Annotated in this window: 16 protein-coding genes; 14 read left to right on the top strand and 2 right to left on the bottom strand. The window is 60.4% G+C overall.

Annotated elements, in window-relative coordinates:
* The first annotated feature begins 3 nt into the window (after positions 1-3).
* The 9 genes from PH547_RS26290 (at position 4) to PH547_RS26250 (ending at position 9,253) form a co-directional block, all read left to right on the top strand.
* A complete protein-coding gene (locus PH547_RS26290; RefSeq protein WP_260304276.1) occupies positions 4-948 on the top strand; it encodes an ABC transporter substrate-binding protein in 945 nt (314 codons plus the stop codon).
* 79 nt (positions 949-1,027) lie between these two features.
* Entirely contained in the window at positions 1,028-1,969 is a 942-nt protein-coding gene (locus PH547_RS26285) for an ABC transporter substrate-binding protein (protein ID WP_260304275.1), read from the top strand.
* Between the two features lie 29 nt (positions 1,970-1,998).
* Positions 1,999-3,054 (top strand): LLM class flavin-dependent oxidoreductase, encoded by a 1,056-nt coding sequence (locus tag PH547_RS26280; RefSeq protein WP_285169830.1) that lies wholly within the window; start codon positions 1,999-2,001, stop codon positions 3,052-3,054.
* A gap of 313 nt (positions 3,055-3,367) precedes the next feature.
* Positions 3,368-4,108, top strand: a complete 741-nt coding sequence (locus PH547_RS26275) for a FadR/GntR family transcriptional regulator (protein WP_104827312.1) — start codon at positions 3,368-3,370, stop codon at positions 4,106-4,108.
* Between the two features lie 71 nt (positions 4,109-4,179).
* The gene (kdgD, locus tag PH547_RS26270; protein ID WP_285169829.1) at positions 4,180-5,085 is read left to right on the top strand and encodes a 5-dehydro-4-deoxyglucarate dehydratase; all 906 of its coding nucleotides are present in this window, start codon (positions 4,180-4,182) and stop codon (positions 5,083-5,085) included.
* Positions 5,086-5,195: 110 nt separating this feature from the next.
* Positions 5,196-6,077 carry an amidohydrolase family protein gene (locus PH547_RS26265; protein WP_260304271.1) on the top strand — a complete coding sequence of 294 codons (882 nt, stop codon included), beginning with the start codon at positions 5,196-5,198 and terminating at the stop codon, positions 6,075-6,077.
* A 225-nt stretch (positions 6,078-6,302) separates the two neighbouring features.
* Complete coding sequence (locus tag PH547_RS26260) at positions 6,303-7,280, top strand: TRAP transporter substrate-binding protein (protein WP_260304270.1); 978 nt, start codon at positions 6,303-6,305, stop codon at positions 7,278-7,280.
* A gap of 123 nt (positions 7,281-7,403) precedes the next feature.
* Positions 7,404-7,982, top strand: a complete 579-nt coding sequence (locus PH547_RS26255; protein WP_260304269.1) for a TRAP transporter small permease — start codon at positions 7,404-7,406, stop codon at positions 7,980-7,982.
* Positions 7,973-9,253 (top strand): TRAP transporter large permease, encoded by a 1,281-nt coding sequence (locus PH547_RS26250; RefSeq protein ID WP_260304268.1) that lies wholly within the window; start codon positions 7,973-7,975, stop codon positions 9,251-9,253. Before PH547_RS26255 ends, PH547_RS26250 begins: the two co-directional genes overlap by 10 nt.
* An 83-nt stretch (positions 9,254-9,336) precedes the next feature.
* On the opposite strand, the gene PH547_RS26245 is transcribed toward PH547_RS26250, so the two are convergent.
* Positions 9,337-12,081 (bottom strand): glycosyltransferase family 39 protein, encoded by a 2,745-nt coding sequence (locus PH547_RS26245; RefSeq protein ID WP_285169828.1) that lies wholly within the window; start codon positions 12,079-12,081, stop codon positions 9,337-9,339.
* Between the two features lie 463 nt (positions 12,082-12,544).
* Here PH547_RS26245 and PH547_RS26240 point away from each other — a divergent pair, with 463 nt between their 5' ends.
* The 4 genes from PH547_RS26240 to PH547_RS26225 all read left to right on the top strand — a co-directional run bounded on the left by PH547_RS26240 (position 12,545) and on the right by PH547_RS26225 (position 16,307).
* Positions 12,545-13,609 (top strand): glycosyltransferase family 2 protein, encoded by a 1,065-nt coding sequence (locus tag PH547_RS26240; RefSeq protein ID WP_285169827.1) that lies wholly within the window; start codon positions 12,545-12,547, stop codon positions 13,607-13,609.
* Between the two features lie 72 nt (positions 13,610-13,681).
* On the top strand, positions 13,682-14,965 hold the full coding sequence (locus PH547_RS26235) for a DUF763 domain-containing protein (protein ID WP_285169826.1): 1,284 nt from the start codon (positions 13,682-13,684) through the stop codon (positions 14,963-14,965).
* Between the two features lie 79 nt (positions 14,966-15,044).
* The gene (locus tag PH547_RS26230; RefSeq protein ID WP_260304264.1) at positions 15,045-15,257 is read left to right on the top strand and encodes a hypothetical protein; all 213 of its coding nucleotides are present in this window, start codon (positions 15,045-15,047) and stop codon (positions 15,255-15,257) included.
* Between the two features lie 111 nt (positions 15,258-15,368).
* Positions 15,369-16,307 carry an NADP-dependent oxidoreductase gene (locus tag PH547_RS26225; RefSeq protein WP_285169825.1) on the top strand — a complete coding sequence of 313 codons (939 nt, stop codon included), beginning with the start codon at positions 15,369-15,371 and terminating at the stop codon, positions 16,305-16,307.
* Positions 16,308-16,405: 98 nt separating this feature from the next.
* Here PH547_RS26225 and PH547_RS26220 read toward each other — a convergent pair whose 3' ends face one another.
* A complete protein-coding gene (locus PH547_RS26220) occupies positions 16,406-16,798 on the bottom strand; it encodes a GFA family protein (RefSeq protein ID WP_285169824.1) in 393 nt (130 codons plus the stop codon).
* A gap of 251 nt (positions 16,799-17,049) precedes the next feature.
* Here PH547_RS26220 and PH547_RS26215 point away from each other — a divergent pair, with 251 nt between their 5' ends.
* Complete coding sequence (locus PH547_RS26215) at positions 17,050-17,241, top strand: hypothetical protein (RefSeq protein ID WP_245464099.1); 192 nt, start codon at positions 17,050-17,052, stop codon at positions 17,239-17,241.
* Positions 17,242-17,316 lie beyond the last annotated feature (75 nt).

Genomic DNA, 17,316 nt, shown 5'->3' with positions numbered 1-17,316 from the left:
TACATGACTATATTCAAGACAACGAAATCTCTGGTGGCCGGCATTGTCGCCGTAGCCGCCATCGGCCTCGGCTCCGCTCATGCGGCGGAAAAGTTCAATCTGAGCCCGGATACGTCGAACCGTGTCCGCGCGGAAAAGGACGATGCGGCAATCAAGGCCATCGCGTCCAGTTTCAAATTCGTCAACCCCGGCAAGTTCACCGTGGCAATCAACCCCTGGGATCCGCCGGTTTCGACCTATGCCACGGACGCCAAGACGGTGGTCGGCACCGATCCCGAGATCGCACAATTGCTCGCGGATTCGCTCGGTCTTGAGCTCGACCTCGTGCCGGTTGCCTGGGAGGATTGGCCGCTCGGCGTCTCCTCCGGCAAGTATGATGCCGTCATCAGCAATGTGACGGTCACCGAGGAACGCAAGGAGAAGTTCGATTTCTCCACCTATCGCAGAGATGTGCTCGGCTTCTACGTCAAATCCGATAGCAAGATCACCGCGATCAAGGACCCGAAGGACGTTGCCGGCCTCAAGGTCATCACCGGCGCCGGCACCAACCAGGAAAAGATCATCCTGGAATGGGATCGGGAGAACGTCGCCGCCGGGCTGAAGCCGATCGAGGTGCAATACTACGATGACCGTGCCGCAGCCGATCTGGCGATCCAGTCTGGCCGCGCCGATGTCGAGTTCAACCCGAACGCCACGCTCGCCTATAGCGCATCCATCAAGGGCGCGACCAAACTGGTCGGGACCGTTAGTGGGGGCTGGCCGGTGTCGGCGGAGATCGCGGTGACGACGCGTAAGGGTGCCGGTCTTGCGGACGCGGTCACCATCGCGCTCAACGACCTGATCAAGGACGGCAAATATGGCGAGGTGCTGAAGCGCTGGAGCCTTAGCTCCGAGGCGGTCGAGAAGTCGCAGACCAATCCGCCCGGCCTGCCGAAAAGCGGCTCGTAATCGTCTCTCGAACGCAAGACGGCCGGCTCGCTCGCGCGAAGCCGGCCATTCATGAAGATAGGATATGGAGAAGGCTCCCATGACAGGTATACCGGCCATCCGGGCATGTTCATTCGCTTTGATGATGACGGCGCTGGCGTCCTTCGGCGCGGCCCGTGCCAATGATCTAACCTTCGACTTGAGCCCCGGGCAGCCGGGCCGCATTCACGTCGGACGGGACGAGACCGCGATCGCCGCTATCCCTAAGGATTTCAAGTTCGTCACGCCGGGCACGTTCACGGTTGCCGTCGCACCCGGCGGGCCGCCGCTTGCCACCTATGCGACGGATGCCAAGACCGTGGTCGGCGCCGATCCGGATATCGCCTATGCTATTGCCGATAGCCTCGGACTGAAGCTGGAACTGGTGCCGGTCGCATGGATCGATTGGCCGCTGGGTCTTACCTCGGGCAAATACGATGCCGTCATCTCCAATGTCGGCGTTACCGAGCAGCGCAAGGAGAAGTTCGATTTCTCCACCTATCGCCAGGGCCTGCACGGCATCTATGTCAAGTCGGACAGCAAGATCGGCTCGATCAAGGAGCCGAAGGATGCGGCCGGGCTCAGGTTCATCGTAGGCGCCGGCACCAATCAGGAGCGCATCCTGCTCGAATGGAGCAAGGAGAACGTGGCGGCCGGGCTGAAGCCGCTGGAGCTGCAATATTACGACGACGATGCCGCAAGCCTGCTGGCCCTGGCGTCTGGCCGCGCCGATGTGATCGTGCAACCGCATGCGCAGCTCGTCTACATCGCCGCCCGCGACAAGAACATCAAAAGCGTCGGTACGCTGAGCGCCGGCTGGCCGGATCGCTCGGACGTGGCGGTGACGACGCGCAAGGGCAGCGGCTTGGCCAATGCACTGACCGTTGCCGCCAACGACCTGATCGCTAGTGGCACCTACGGAAAGATTCTCGATCATTGGCATCTGGCGGAAGAAGCCCTGCCGAAGTCGGAAACCAATCCGCCCGGCCTGCCGAAATATTGATCGCCCGACGGCATCGACAGGAGCAAAACATGAGCGGCCGCAAGGTATCCATCAGCCATATCGGTTTCCTCACCCCCGGCAACTATCCGGACGAGGATCCACTGTCGGGGTTGGAGCAGACCCTCCAGCAACTGCGATATGGGGAAGAGCTGGGCTTCGACAGCGCCTGGGTCCGCCAGCGACATCTGGAGCCCGGTATTTCGTCGGGCACCGCCTTCCTGGCGGCGGCAACCCAGCGCACCAGCCGGATTCAATTGGGAACGGCGGTCATTCCGATCGGCTATGAAAGTCCCTATCGGTTGGCGGAGGATCTTGCCACCGTCGATGTCCTGTCGCGCGGGCGGCTGAATATCGGCGTCAGCGCCGGACGTCCACTGCATGCCGATCTGATCGCGCCGCTGGTCTTCGACGGCGACTGGACGAACAACGATTTTTCCCACGATCGCGTTCTGCGCTTTGCCGACAATCTGCGCGGTACCCATCTCGGCGATGAGCAGACCTTCATCAAGACGCCTTTCGGGCCGATCCGGCCGCGTCTACAGCCTTATGCCGAGGGGCTGATCGACCGGATCTGGTATGGCGGCGGATCTCAGCGCTCGGCCGAATGGGCCGGCCGCAACGGCTTCAACCTTTTGACCGGCAATGTGATTACGGGCGAGGGAACCGATGATTTCTTCGTCGCCCAATCGCGCTTGATCGAAACCTATCGTGCCGCTGCCGGGCCAAAGCGCCGTGTCGCGCTTGGGCGCGTCATCGTACCCTTCGACAACGCCGATGCCGCCACGCGCCGCCGGTATAAGGACTATGCCGCCGGCCGCGACGGGCGGACGCTATCACCGCAAGGCGAGAAGCGCACCTTGTTTGCCGGCGATATCGTCGGCACTTCGGACGAAATATTGGAACGGCTCTTTGCCGATCCGCTGCTGCCTGAGGTCAGCGAGTTGCGGCTGGAACTGCCTTACGAATTCGAGCACGAACAGTACCGCCAGATCCTCCACGATTTCGTTACCCGGATCGCGCCGGAACTTGGCTGGCCGGGTGCACCCTCGACCGCGCACGGCGGAGAGGAAAGACGCTCCGCCTAACTTGCAGGCAGGTAATTCGGCGCTTGCATTGGTGCGGAGGTCCGCGCTGACGGCAGCGCTGCGCGCCCAATCAGACACCGATTTCCCCCAACCAGCGCTTGAAGTGCTTGGAACTTGTCGATGTCCCGTCCCGTGTCCTCCAAGGCACGGTCCAGGGATAGCCGACGCGCGCGCCTTGCCAAATCAAACTCATCATACATGTTGGCAATATCCGTTTACAAGTTTGGCAGGTTGCAAGTATGGGCACCAACTTGACATACGACTTCGCGCAGTGCTTTTCTCACCGCCTACGCCCAGCAAGAGAGGTATCGACGTGGCCGTTCAGCCAAAGTCCCAGACTGAAGCCAGGTCGCAGACGCTGGTTACGCGTCTCAGCAATACGCTGCGTCGGGCCATCGCCAGCGGGCAGTTTCCGCCCGGAAGCAAGCTGCCGAGCGAATCACAGCTCACGGAGACCCACGGCGTCAGCCGTACGGTCGTGCGTGAGGCGATCGCGGCGCTGAGGGCAGACCGTTTGGTCGAGGCGCAGCAGGGGGCGGGGGTCTTTGTGCTCGAATCGCCGGCGTTGCCGGTTCTCTCCTTCGGAAATCTCGATCAGGCCCGGGTTTCGTCCGTCATCGAGCTTTTGGAGCTCAGAACCGCCGTGGAAGTCGAAGCCGCCGGGCTTGCCGCATTGCGGCGGTCACCGGCGCAGGAAGAGACGATCTTCGAGCGGCATCAAGCGCTGCGCGACTGTCTCAATGCAGGCGTTCCGACGAGCGAAGCCGATTTCGCTCTCCATCTCGCCATCGCCGAGGCGACGAACAATTCGCGTTTCCGGGAATTTCTTTCGATGATCGGGCCGCGGATCATTCCGCGCGCGGCCATGCGCGAAGGGGAGCTCGAATCCGATCAGGACGCCTACATCCTGTTGATTGACGAGGAGCATCGTCAGATCGTCGTAGCGATATCGAACGGGGACGAAGAGGGCGCCCGCGAGGCGATGCGCAGGCATCTGCGGGGCAGCCAGGAGCGCTATCGTGCGCTTCTGCGCGAGCAGCGCAAACCTGTATGATGAGTTGTTGACAGGAAAACGTCATAGATATATGACAACTCCTGCCTGAGGAGGCAGAAGAGGAATTCCTGATGACGCCGCAAGAAATCAAGGCCGCGCTGGGCGCAGGCCTGTTGTCCTTTCCTATTACGCATTTTGATGCTGAGGAGAAATTCCGCTCCGACAGCTATCAGCGTCATATTGAGTGGTTGTCGGGCTATGATGCGCCGGTATTGTTTGCAGCCGGGGGCACGGGCGAGTTCTTCTCACTGTCGCCGAACGAGATCCCGACCATTGTCAGGGCAGCCAAGGAGGCGGCCGGCAGGACGGCGATCGTGTCCGGCTGCGGCTTCGGCGCACATGTCGGTGTCGAGCTGGCGCAGGCGGTCGAGAAGGCCGGCGCCGACGGCATCCTGCTTTTGCCGCATTATCTGATCGATGCGCCGCAGGAAGGGCTTTACGCCCACGTCAAGCGCATCTGCCAATCGGTCGATATCGGCGTCATGGTCTATAACCGCGACAACTCGGTGCTTTCGGTCGATACGCTGAAGCGCCTGTGCGACGAATGCCCGAACCTGGTGGGTTTCAAGGACGGCACCGGCGACATTGGCGGAGTACGTCAGATCACCGCGACTATGGGCGACCGGCTGACCTATCTTGGTGGCATGCCGACAGCCGAACTTTTCGCCGAGGCCTATCTCGGGGCTGGCTTCACCACCTATTCCTCCGCAGTCTTCAATTTCGTGCCAGCACTTGCCGTCGAGTTCTATAAGGCGCTTCGCGCCGGCGAACGTGCGCGCTGCGAGATGATCCTGAAGGACTTCTTCTACCCGTTCATGGCCATCCGCAACCGCCGCAAGGGCTATGCTGTCGCTGCCATCAAGGCCGGCGTCAGGCTTCAGGGTTTCGAAGCCGGCAGGGTACGGCCGCCTCTCGATGATTTGACCGCCGAGGAAGAGGCCATGCTCGACAAGCTCATCGCGCCCTGGAGGCGGTGAGATGATGACCGTCGCCCGTTCTTATCGCCTCGAACATCGCTGGCCTCTGTACTCGGCAGAGATTGCCTTCGATGCGGCGGCGGTTGAATTTCGTACGGAGGACAAGTGACATGCTGGTGCGCACGCTCTCAAGCACTCCGCCTCACATCACCCTTCCCAAGGGAACGGTAGACACGCAGATGCACATGTATCTGCCCGGTTTCCCGGCGCAGCCCGGCGGCCCCGATCTGCCGGCGGGCAGTCTGCCGACATCAGACCAATATCGCCAGGTGATGGGCTGGCTCGGCATAGACCGCGTGGTCATCACGCAGGGCAATGCCCATCAGCGCGACAATGGCAATCTTTTGGCCTGCCTTGCCGAAATGGGCGATATCGCCCGCGGCGTTGCCGTCATCGACGCTGAAACACCGGAGGCCGAACTCGACAGGCTCGCTGAGGCCCGTGTCGTCGGCGCGCGCATCATGGATCTGCCGGGCGGCGCGATCGGCCTTGATGCGCTCGAAACCATCGATGACAGGGCGAGCGCGCGTGGCTGGATGCTGGCCGTGCAATTCGACGGCAGCCATATTCTCGAACACGAGCCCCGGCTGGCGCGGCTGAAATCCCGTTGGGTGCTCGATCATCACGGCAAGTTCTTTTGCGGGGTGACGCCGGAGAGCCCGCAGGTCAGGGCTGTGCAGCGGCTGATCGACAAGGGCAATTGCTGGTTTAAATTCGCTGGCTGCTACGAATCCGCGAAGAGTGGCGGCCCCGCTTATGAAGATATTGCCGCTGTCGCGCGCGATGTGGCCGCCCACGCGCCGGAGCGGATCGTCTGGGGCACGAACTGGCCTCACAATCTGGCGCGGCAAAACGCTGACTATCCTGACGACGCAATGCTCACGGACACCGTGCTCGGCTGGCTGCCGAATGTGGACGCCCTCAGGCTTGCCCTTGTCGACAATCCCGAGGCGCTTTTTGGCTTCGCGCCCTTCCGGGGCGCAATGCAGTGAGATTTCGGCCGGGACGAGGAGGTTCCGGTCTCGTTGAGGAGGGGGAGATGATGAATATTGCCCGTATCTTTGAAGTCCGAGGCGGCTGCGCCGTTGTTGGACCGGCCGCTGGATCGAACTCGGCATTCCAAAAATAACAACCGTTTTCAGCCCGCCGGTGACTTGAATTTCCAGGCACGAAAGCGGGCGGCCATTCTTGTTTAGTGATTAGGAGAGAGGGAAACAATGAAGCGCAGCACCAGAATCATCACGACAGCATTTGCCGGCCTCCTCGCGCTCGGCACGTTCACGACGGGGCAAGCCCGTCAGTTCCGCTCGGCCGATGTGCAGCCGCCGGATTACCCGACCGTCAAGGCCGTGCAGTACATGAGCGATGAACTCAGCAAGGCAACCGATGGGAAATATACGATCAAGGTCTTCCCGAACTCGCAGCTCGGCAGCGAGAAGGACACCATCGAGCAGGTCAAGCTCGGGGCACTCGACTTCATCCGCGTCAACTCCGGAACGCTGAACACCATCTGCCCGGCCATGATGGTGCCGGTCCTGCCGTTCCTCTTCCACGACAAGGCCCAGATGCGCACGGTTCTCGACGGGCCGATCGGCGATCAGATCCTGGCGGACTGCGACGCCCATGGCCTCGTCGGCCTCGCCTTCTACGATTCAGGCTCGCGGTCCTTCTACACCACCAAGCCGGTGCGGAAGATGGAGGATCTCAAGGGTCTGAAAATCCGCGTACAGCAGTCCGATATTTGGGTGGCGATGATGAAGGCGCTCGGCGCCAACGCCACGCCGATGCCGACGGGCGAAGTCTTCACCGGCCTCAAGACCGGGCTGATCGACGGTGCGGAGAATAATTGGCCGAGCTATTATAATTTCCATCACTACGAGCTCGCCAAATACTATTCGCTGAGCGAACACTCGATGGCTCCTGATGTCCTGCTGATGTCGAAGCGCGTCTATGACAGCTTCACTCCGGAAGAGCAGGTGCTGGTGCGCAAGCTCGCCAAGCAGTCGGTCGTCTATATGCGTCAGCTCTGGGACGCGATGGAAACGACGTCTGAGGAGAAGGTGAAGCAGGCAGGCGTCGAGGTGATCCCGCTGGACAAGGCGCCGTTCGAAGCCGCCATGCAGCCGATCTATGACCAGTTTGTCACCGATCCGGCGCTCAAGGACATGATCACCCGCATCAAGGCAACGAAGTAGCGAGGTCTGCCGGGGGCGCCGGTTGCGCCCCGCATCGCCTGCGATCACCTTCCCCGACGTCCAGAGGATGGCGAAGCGGAGGGGATCGATCAGCATCACATTGTCAATCCGAGGAGACACGCAATGGGCGCGCATATGCATGCATTGCCGGCAGATCCCGCCGTGCGTTCGCAAATGGTCCGCACCACCACCAATACCACAGGCTTGCTCGGCGCCTATTTCGCCTTCCACGCGTGGCTCTCGCGCATCTGCCTGATGATTGCAGTCATCGGGACAATTCTCATCGTTGCAGCCGTCCTCTATCAGATATTCGGGCGCTACGTGCTCAACGACTCCCCGGCCTGGACCGAGATATTCGCGCTTGTGGTCATCCTTTACGTCACCTGCCTGGCGGCAGCGGTCGGTGTCCGCGACGGACGCCATATCGGCATGGACTCGCTCCTGAATTTCGCGCCCGAAGGGGTTCGTCTGGGGGCCGAGGTTATCGTCTATCTCGGCATGGTCGTCTTCGGCCTGTCGATGGCCTGGAGCGGTGGCGAACTCAGCATCGAGATGGCGCCTTACATCAATCCCGGCCTGCCGATTTCACAGGCCTGGAGCTATGTGCCGCTCGCGGCCGGCGGCGTGCTCATCGCCCTGTTTGCCGTCGAGCGCATCGTCGCCGCCGTCCTGAAAATCAAGGTTATACCCTCATGGCATTGATCATTCTCTGCGCAACCTTCGTGGGCGGGCTGGTGCTCGGCATGCCGGTCATCTTCGCCATCGGCCTGTCGTCGATCGCCACGGTGCTCTATGAAGGGCTGCCGCTGGCCGTCGTCTTCCAGCGCATGGCGTCGGGCATGGGCACGTTCTCCTTCCTCACCATTCCGTTCTTCATCTTCACCGGCGAGCTGATGATGTACGGCGGCATTGCCGACCGGATCATCCGCAGCTCCAAGGCGATGGTCGGCCATGTGCGCGGCGGGCTCGGTATGACCAACGTCGTCGCCTGCACCATGTTCGGCGGTGTCTCCGGTTCGCCGGTCGCAGACGTTTCGGCCATGGGCTCGGCGCTGATCCCCCTGATGAAAAAGGAAGGGATCGATGCGGATTACGCGGTCAACGTCACCACCTATTCCTCGCTCGTCGGCGCGCTGATGCCGACCAGCCACAATATGATCATCTATTCGCTCGCCGCCGGCGGTCTCGTGTCGATGAACGCCTTGATCATGGCAGGCGCTATTCCCGCGCTGATCCTGACGGTTGCCAATGTGTTGACCGCCTATTTCGTCGCGCGATCGCGCGGCTATAGCCGCGGCGAGTTTCCGGGCTGGGCGGAAGTCTGGCGCAGTCTCGCAGCCGCAGTTCCCGGCCTTTTCATCATAGTCATCATCGTCGGCGGCATCCTGTCCGGCGTCTTTACCGCGGCGGAGGCCGGTGCAGTCGCTGTCCTCTACGCGCTGCTTCTGACGATTTTCGTCTATCGCAGCCTATCCTTCGAAAACTTTCTGAAGGCGGTGGCGAAGGCGACCAAGACGACGGGCGTCGTGCTGCTTTTGATCGGCATCTCGACGATGTTCGGTTATCTGATGAGCATCTACGGCGTTGCCGACATGGTCGGTGAGGCGCTCAGCCATGTCAGCACGCAGCCATGGGTGATTTTCATCCTGGTCAACATAGCGCTGTTCATCTTCGGCATATTCCTCGACATGGCCGCGCATATTCTGGTGTGCACGCCGATCTTCCTGCCGATCGTCACGCAATACGGCATGGATCCGGTGCAGTTCGGTATCATCGTGTTGTTGAATTCGACCATCGGGCTCAACACCCCGCCGGTCGGTGCTGCCTTCTATCTCGGCTGTGCCATCGGCGAGGTGCCCGTCAGCAAGGTGATCCGCTCGATCTGGCCGTTCATGGTCGCGCTCTGGACCACGCTCATGATCGTCACCCTCATCCCGGAAACCTCCATGTTCATCCAGGATCTCTTCCGGTAGGCTAATCGGCTGCTGTCAGGCTGCGCTTATCAGGCCAGGGTTAGCCGCCCTGGCCTGCACCTTTTGCGTAGCTTCCCGCCGGCTCACGACCCATGGCACGCTATCCCCGAGGTTTGGGCGACAAGCGGAAGACAACTGCGAAGATCATATCCGACCCTGTAGAAGAAGCTGCCCACAGGTTCGCCATGCTTCGTAACCTGCTGTTCTTTGATGTCGCTTATCCGGGAAAACAGCGGATCAAGAGAAGCCCGCTCCAGGTCGCCCCTTTTCAGTCCGAAAAGAATGACGGTGCGGCCCTGCAGGTCGGCGGGTTTGAACCAGTAGCTATACATCAAGCTATCCTGGCCGAGTGCGCCCCGCCCCACGGAGGTCTGAACGGTATCGTCGTCGGTGCGATTGTAGAAAGCGATCTCGCTTGCCACGAAATACTTGTCCATTCCGGCGAGCAGGACCTGCTTACCCGTTTCCTGCTCCACGCTATGCTCGATCAATCCTGTTTCACGACCGAATTCCTGCCATGCGACAGGTAGCGTCCGGATATTGCCGAAGTGACCGACCATCGGAAATCCGAGGACGAGATAATGCAAACCAAGCCCGTAGAGCACGAGCATGGTCATCACTGTCGGAACCCATAGCCGCCGCAGTAGACCGTCGAATTTCGATACGCTGCTACCGGCCGCGACGATGGTCGCCGAGATTGCCGGCAAAAGGGCAAGCCAGAGTGGCCCCGTCCAATTCAGCTTGACCTCGTGAAACAGGCTGAATGCGACAAAGACCAGCAGCGGAACGATCGTATAGATCTTGATGAAGAGAGATCGGCGGGCAGCTTCCGCGTCCGTCTTCATTGCAAATGTCACGCTGTTTCTTGTCACCAGCGCGGCCAGCGCTGCTACCAATCCTATTGGCGTCAGCAGGATCGCGACACTGCTGACCAGCGAGGGAAGCGAGAAGGTCTTTGTGCTTTGCAGACGGTCCGCACTCTGGAAAGCGAACGAAGCCCAGCCATGCGTCGCATTCCAGTAGATCACCGGTGAGAAAAGCACCGCAGCGAGCACGACGGCAAGGTAGGGTTCCGGCCGCAGCAGCCAACGTCGCGCTCTTGTATCGAGAAGGAGGAAGATCAGCGTCGCGGGGCCGAGGAGCGCGATCGTATATTTGGAGAGCATTCCGAGGCCGACACACAGGCCGACTCCCCACCAGGCCCGGCGCTTTCCTGCTATCAGCGCACGCTCCAGAAAATAAAGCGTTCCGGCCCATGCGGCCGTCAGAGGCACGTCCGGCATCATCATGAAGCCCGTGGAAAAGAAAAACGGCAAGATGGCGATAAGCAGCACGCTGACGAAGGCTGCCGACTTGCTGAACAGATTGCGCGAGAAGCCGAAAGCGAAGAAGCCGGCCACGATCCAGGCGAGATAGGCGCCGATGCGGACGCCAAATCCCGTGTTGCCAAACAGGCTTGTTCCGGCCCATATCAGCCATGCAACCATCGGTGGATGGTCGAGATACCCGATGTCAAGATGCTGCGCGTAATTCCAGTAATAAGTTTCCTCCGGCACGAGATCGACGAGCCCGAGATAAACCAGTCGCAAAGCGAGGACATAACCCAGCACGCCGATTGCGGCCACACGCCACCGGACGTCGGATGGCATGCGCGGGTTCTCAGACGGGAACACGAAGAAGGCATTGCCGAGATAATTGACGACAGCGGCGGCCCCGACGCCGAGAATAATGGCGGCCTGAGCGGGCCATCCGAGAAGGTCGACGGCGCCGGCAAGCACACCGCCCCGCAAGGCAAAAGCAAGCAGGCAGATGGTCATGAAGCGGATGTAACGTCGCCAATCCCGCTCATGAAGCCGTGGTCCATCGCTTGCAAATGCCCATCTGGAGTTCAGAATGTAGTTGGAGATCGTGGCGACGGCAAAGCTGACGAGATGGGCCGTCACCAGACCGAATCCCGCCCCGAAGAGAATCTGGAAGATCAGCAGGTCGAGAGCCAGGCCGATGAGGCCGACGCCCGCAAAACGGGTCGCGTTCCCAAAGGAAACCGCGCCTCCTGCAAGGACCAGCAGACGGCGGGCATAGTCTATCATGTGCCCCCATCCGATTTTCGTTTGCCCGTGCACTCGATCGCGAAAGACGATCGGGATCTCGGTCAGCCGAAGTGCGTCACCACCTTCCGCGATGATCTCCAGGCCGATCTTGAAGCCGATTGCCTTTGGATCGATTGCCAACAGCCGCTCCTTGCGCACGGCGAAGAAGCCGGACATCGGATCCCGCATATCGGTCAATGGCCATGCCAAGGCGCCGCCGAGGCGGGAGAGGAGCCGGCGGGAGCGCGGCCAATCCGGCGTGGCGCCGCCTGGCACATAGCGGCTTCCAACCACCATGTCGCTGGTCCCGTCGATAATGGGACGAACGAGGTTGCCGATCTCCTCCGGCGGATGGCTGAGATCGGCATCCATGACCACGACGATGTCGCTACGAGCATATTTCGCAGCCCAGAGCACGTCTCCTGCCAGACCGCCCTTTCCGCCTGAGGAAATGAGCCTGACGGGCGCCTTGCCCTCCCATGCCCGGACGCGGTCGATCGTGCCATCGGTCGATCCGCCATCGGCGATCAGGACCTCCAGCGCGATATCGCCACCGGACTGCGACAACAGGGAGGACAGGAGAAGATCGATATTGTCGGTCTCATTGAGGGTCGGAACGATAACCGAGACGGATTGCGAATATTTTATCGCCTTGTCAGGAGAGCCGTCGGGCTCGGAAACAAGAGCTTTGCCGGTCGCCGTCAGTGACCGATCCGAAATATTGCGGGAATAGTTCACAGGCTTACAGACGATGACAAAGCGCTGGAGCGAGGAGACGTCAGTACAGCCCTAAACCAATACGGTGGGATCTGAACGCGCGAATAATAACTTGGGGTCTGCACTTGCTTCATGGGAGATGGCTTTCTGTTCCGATGCGGCGCGACTATCGGCAATGACGCTGACAGCCACCTGAAGACCGTTTTTAAGTCTTTGCTGAAGCGGTAGGACCCAAACCGCGCCGAGCCGCCGGCCGGCGTCGAGCCAGGATTCCGTAACGTGATGGTCATTCAAAAGCCATAAAGCTGGGGAGGCTCGGGGCGGTATAGACAGATCAAACGTCTCTTCGCCACCCATCGGCAGCATGTCTGTGACAGCAGCTTTTCAGCTTTGGAGAGTTGCGCTCGCCGGACCGGGTTTCAATCCACAGGACCTGAATGAGTAGGTTCGCCGCGACCAAAGCAGATTTGCGAGGTTCAATGCGATGCACCCCATCACAGACCGTGTTCCAGTTTCCATTATCATTTCGAACTACAATTACGCGCGCTTCCTGCCGCGCTGCATCGACAGCGCGCTGGAGCAGAGTTACGACAATACGGAAGTCATCGTCGTCGACGATGCCTCGACCGACGATACGGTCGGTGTCCTAGCTTCCTACGGGTCCCGAATCAGGACCTGCTTGAAAAAGACGAACGGCGGGCATGGAGCGGCGTTCAACACCGGTTTTGCAGCGAGCCGGGGTGAGGTCGTCCTCTTTCTCGACGCCGATGATTATCTCTACCCGAACGCCATATCGGAGATCATAGACGCCTGGGAAGACGATGCCGTCCAGGTGCAGTTCAGATTGCACATGGTCGATGAGGACATGCAGGTAAAGGACGTATTCCCACCTCCGGAGCTCCCGTTCGACTCCGGCGACGTCACCCCAAAGCTGCTGCAGAGGGGACGGTATCAGACGACCGTTACCAGCGGCTTGGCCTTCAAGCGCTCGGCTCTGGAGGTGGTCATGCCAGTTCCGGAGACGGATTTCCGCCAGGGCGCCGATGGCTATCTCGTCACCGTAACGCCTCTTCATGGAAAGGTGACGTCGATTGAAAACTGCCTTGGAGCTTATCGCATCCACGGTGCCAATCACTCCGTCTTTGCGGAGAAACTCGGCCAGCGCGCACGCTGGCGAATGGAGCATGACTTCCATCGGCTTGATGCCTTGTCGGATCAGGCGGCCGAGATCGGCCTGACGGTGCCGGAGGACGTCAATCTCCACGACCCCGTTCATTTGGAAGAGCGGCTGGCGTCGCTTTGCATGGACAAATCCAAGCATCCCATGGTCAGCGATTCCAGATTTGCGCTCGGTACCGCCGGTGCCGTCGCCAGCCTGGAAATGAATGCCTCACTCCGGCGGCGCGCGATGCTGGCGGCGTGGTTTCTTTCGGTCGGCGTTCTTCCCGGCCGCATGGCGAAGGCGATCTTGTCGTGGAAGCTGGTCGCCTCATCGAGACCCGCCTTCCTGTCGCGCCTTTCGAAAACCATCCGCCACGCCATCGGGTAGGTTTTTGCAGAGCATGGCGCAATCCGGTCGTCGGTATTACATTGCGTCGATCTGAGACGGAGTGCGATGAACTTGGCGCAAAGAGCTGGCAACGCTGATCTTCCCCTGCATGGTGGGCGGGTACCAAAATGGCTCGGCGACCGGATGACGCGCTTGGGCGCCGTGATTACCGAGGCGGTGGTCCAACATTATGGGCGCGACGAACTGCTGCGGCGGCTCGCCAGCCCTTTCTGGTTCCAGTCCTTCGGCGCCGTCATGGGCATGGACTGGCATTCCTCCGGCATTACCACCAGCGTTCTCGGCGCGCTGAAACGCGGTCTGACACCGCTCTCCGGCGAACTTGGAATTCACGTCTGCGGCGGCCGCGGCGCTCAGTCGCGCAAGACGCCGGACGAACTTACGGCCATCGGCAATCGTGTCGGCATCGACGGTGCAGCACTCGCGTCGACAAGCCGACTTATCGCCAAGGTGGATAGCGCTGCACTTCAGGATGGGTTCGATCTCTATCTGCACGGTTTCATCGTGACGGACGACGGCAAATGGGTCGTCGTCCAGCAGGGCATGAACGGCGATCGACGGCAGGCGCGGCGGTATCATTGGCTGTCCGAAGGGCTGACGAGCTTTCTCGATTCCCCGCATGCGGCCATCGAGGGTAGAGATCAGGGGCGGATCGTCAATCTTGCCGATCGGCGCGCCGATCGGTCGCGAGCAGGTCAGCTCGATCTGCTGTCATCGTTAGGCCCGGACAGGATCGTGCGCGAAGTCGCCGCGCTGGAAGGGGAGCCGAAGGCAGTTGCCAAAAATCCCACGCAACCCATGTTGCCACATCTGATTATGCCGGCCCATCACGATGTTCGCGAAACCGATGTGAACATGCGGCGACTGCACGGGAACCTGGCGGCGGCCGCCGACCGCGGGCCGGTGGATTTCGAGAGCTTGCTGCTGACGCCCGGCGTTGGCGCCAGAACGGTCAAGGCATTGGCAATGGTCGCCGAGGTCGTGCATGGCGCTCCCTATCGTTTCTCCGATCCCGCCCGCTTTTCGCTGGCGCATGGCGGCAAGGATCGCCACCCGTTCCCAGTTCCGTTGAAAGTCTACGACGAGACCATCAAGGTGATGAAATCGGCGGTGCGGAAAGGGCGGCTCGGCCGTGACGAGGAGCTACAGGCGCTGAAGCGCCTGGACGATCAGTCCCGCATGCTGGAGCGATATGTCACTGGCCCCGACCTCAAGGAGATCGTTGCCGGCGAATTCGACAGGTCCGCTTTTTACGGCGGACGCAGCGTCTTCGGCTGGGAGCCTCCCGCCCATCCCGAAGACGAGACGGAAAGGCGCCGGCAGCCTTCAAAAGGCTGACAAGGGGCTTCCGCGCCAAAGGGAACATAATCCCTGCTCGATTGTTGACGTTCATATGATCGGCGCAAGGAGCAGGACGATGATGACGAATGCTGCAAAAGAACTGGCGACGGAATATTTGCGGTTGGGCGGCCATCGTTTGCTGGTGATGGACGACAACATCCTATCGACGAATTGCTGGGAGCCGGACACGCCTGAGGCGGAGAGCTTCTGGAGCGAGCGTATCGAGACGCTGAGCCTCAGACGCCGCAATGAGGTGATGTCGTTCCTGCCGTCAATCAACGCCGTCTGATCCAGGCCGGCCATCGCAATCTCTGAAACGCGCAGTGTCCGCACAGCGCCAGCGAAAGACGATTGCGACCGACCGGCGGGATCTCATTCTCAAACCGTGAGGAGAGAAACGATGAGCGTCATGAAAGCTGTGCGCATCCACGCATTCGGCGGTCCGGAAGTCCTTCGCCTCGAGGAAATCGAACGTCCTGAGCCTAAGATCGACGAAATCCTGATCCGGGTCGAAGCTGCCAGCGTCAATCCCGTCGACTGGAAGATGCGCGAAGGAAACTATCCGGCTGTCCAGGAAGAGGATTTGCCCTACGTGCTCGGCCGAGACGTCTGCGGAACGGTCGAGAAGATGGGGGACGGGGTCGCTGCATTTCGGCCAGGCGACGCGGTCTACGCCTTTCTCAATCCGAGGCACGGCGGCTATGAACAATTCGTCATCGCCAGGCCGGAAGAAATAGCGCCGAAACCGCGATTGATGAACCCGGTGCAGGCTGCCGCAATTCCGCTGGCGGGCATCACTGCATGGCAGGGCCTGTTCGATCATGGCGAGCTCCAGGCCGGCCAGCGTGTCCTCATCCATGGCGGTGCGGGCGGCGTCGGCCATTTGGCGATTCAATTTGCAAAGGCAAAAGGCGCCTGGGTCGCGACGACGGTTTCCAGCGCCAACATGGATTTCGCGCGCTCCCTCGGGGCCGATCAGGTCATCGATTATAAGAGCGAGCGGTTCGAGGACGCGATAGAGCCCGTGGACATGGTGTTTGATCTGATCGCTGGCGAAACCCAGGATCGGTCGTTCGGTGTGGTAAAGCCGGGTGGAATCCTCGTTTCGACGCTGACCCAGCCCGACAAGAACCGTGCCAGCGAGCTCGGGATACGCGCCGTTCGCTATACGGCGCAGCCGAACGGCGCGCAGCTTGCCGAAATCAGCCGCCTGATCGAAGAGGGAAAGGTGCGCGTGGAGGTTCGCCGCGTCTATGCGCTCGAACAGGCCCGCGCGGCGCAAGAGGCAATTCAAAACGAACATAATCGCGGCAAAATCGTCTTGCGGGTCGAGCATTGAGGCACGTCACATCGGTGAGACGCGCCTAACCCGCGTGTTTACCCAATGCCCCAATTTTATGGAGATCCGCGCATTTTCGATATGCGCGGCAGTTCGTCTTAAAGTCTGGTCTGATCGGCTAGCCGGTCTTGGTCATATTGCTCCGCCCCCGGCAGAGGCTTCAGCCAGCTTTCGCGCCGCTTTACCCAAAGTTCGTAGGTCGGAACCATGTCGGTCGGCGCGATATCGAGGCTTCCGAGCTTGATCTCGGCTTCGACGTCGTCAATCGCAAAAACATGCGATCCACATTGAGGGCAGAACCTCCGCCCTTCGTAGACGGCTGTCTCGCCCGTCGTCGAGAAAGCTTCAGCCTTCCATATTCCGAAAAACGTAAAGGCCGAGCCGCTTTCCTGTCGGCAGTCGGTGCAATGGCAGATGCCGACGCGGTTCGGCTCGCCGCTGACGGAATAGCGCACCCTTCCGCAGCGGCATGCTCCATGTCGCAAAGTCATTTCAAAAGCCTCCGTTCCTTTTTTTGCCAGGGCAACATGAGCGCAACCTGACGTCTCATGTGAACGGGAAACACGCGACATTGGCGAAATGTTCCCGGTATCGACAACCGACGCCGACGACGTAGCCCCACGGCAAAAATTGACCGATCACCTAAATTGATTAACGAACGTAGTTAATTTTTTAATAATTTTGTGTTTACTCATGGAACTAAGCGCGGGGCTAGCCGTTTCCGCGCCGCACCGGAGGAAACATGATGAATTTCAAAATCGTCACCGCTCAGTCCGAAGTGGAAACCGAAGACACCGGAACCTATCCGGATGGCATGATGGAACACGATCGTATCGACTTTTCCTCAAGTCGCGAGAAGCGTAACCGCAGATCTCACGAGCGCGATTACGGTGCCAGCAAAAAGCTTGCGCCTATTCCGGTCGGCTTGGTGTAAGCCGGCCGTTCGGTGATACCTGGATCGCTTCGGGACCACATCTCGCGGCGATAAAGCCTCCGCGGGTCTAGCTTC

It is taken from the genome of Rhizobium cerradonense, from assembly GCF_030182455.1.
Lineage (GTDB): Bacteria > Pseudomonadota > Alphaproteobacteria > Rhizobiales > Rhizobiaceae > Rhizobium.
The sequence above is the reverse complement of the archived record's forward strand: the minus strand, read 5'-3'. Positions and strand labels throughout refer to the sequence as shown.

Bases quoted from the DNA above. Each gene is read 5' to 3' on its own strand.
- PH547_RS26220 (WP_285169824.1), bottom strand. From the start codon at position 16,798: ATGACTTTGCGACATGGAGCATGCCGCTGCGGAAGGGTGCGCTATTCC.
- PH547_RS26240 (WP_285169827.1), top strand. From the start codon at position 12,545: ATGCACCCCATCACAGACCGTGTTCCAGTTTCCATTATCATTTCGAAC.
- PH547_RS26285 (WP_260304275.1), top strand. From the start codon at position 1,028: ATGACAGGTATACCGGCCATCCGGGCATGTTCATTCGCTTTGATGATG.
- PH547_RS26230 (WP_260304264.1), top strand. From the start codon at position 15,045: ATGATGACGAATGCTGCAAAAGAACTGGCGACGGAATATTTGCGGTTG.
- PH547_RS26290 (WP_260304276.1), top strand. From the start codon at position 4: ATGACTATATTCAAGACAACGAAATCTCTGGTGGCCGGCATTGTCGCC.
- PH547_RS26255 (WP_260304269.1), top strand. From the start codon at position 7,404: ATGGGCGCGCATATGCATGCATTGCCGGCAGATCCCGCCGTGCGTTCG.
- PH547_RS26215 (WP_245464099.1), top strand. From the start codon at position 17,050: ATGATGAATTTCAAAATCGTCACCGCTCAGTCCGAAGTGGAAACCGAA.
- PH547_RS26225 (WP_285169825.1), top strand. From the start codon at position 15,369: ATGAGCGTCATGAAAGCTGTGCGCATCCACGCATTCGGCGGTCCGGAA.
- PH547_RS26265 (WP_260304271.1), top strand. From the start codon at position 5,196: ATGCTGGTGCGCACGCTCTCAAGCACTCCGCCTCACATCACCCTTCCC.
- PH547_RS26260 (WP_260304270.1), top strand. From the start codon at position 6,303: ATGAAGCGCAGCACCAGAATCATCACGACAGCATTTGCCGGCCTCCTC.
- PH547_RS26250 (WP_260304268.1), top strand. From the start codon at position 7,973: ATGGCATTGATCATTCTCTGCGCAACCTTCGTGGGCGGGCTGGTGCTC.
- PH547_RS26280 (WP_285169830.1), top strand. From the start codon at position 1,999: ATGAGCGGCCGCAAGGTATCCATCAGCCATATCGGTTTCCTCACCCCC.
- kdgD (WP_285169829.1), top strand. From the start codon at position 4,180: ATGACGCCGCAAGAAATCAAGGCCGCGCTGGGCGCAGGCCTGTTGTCC.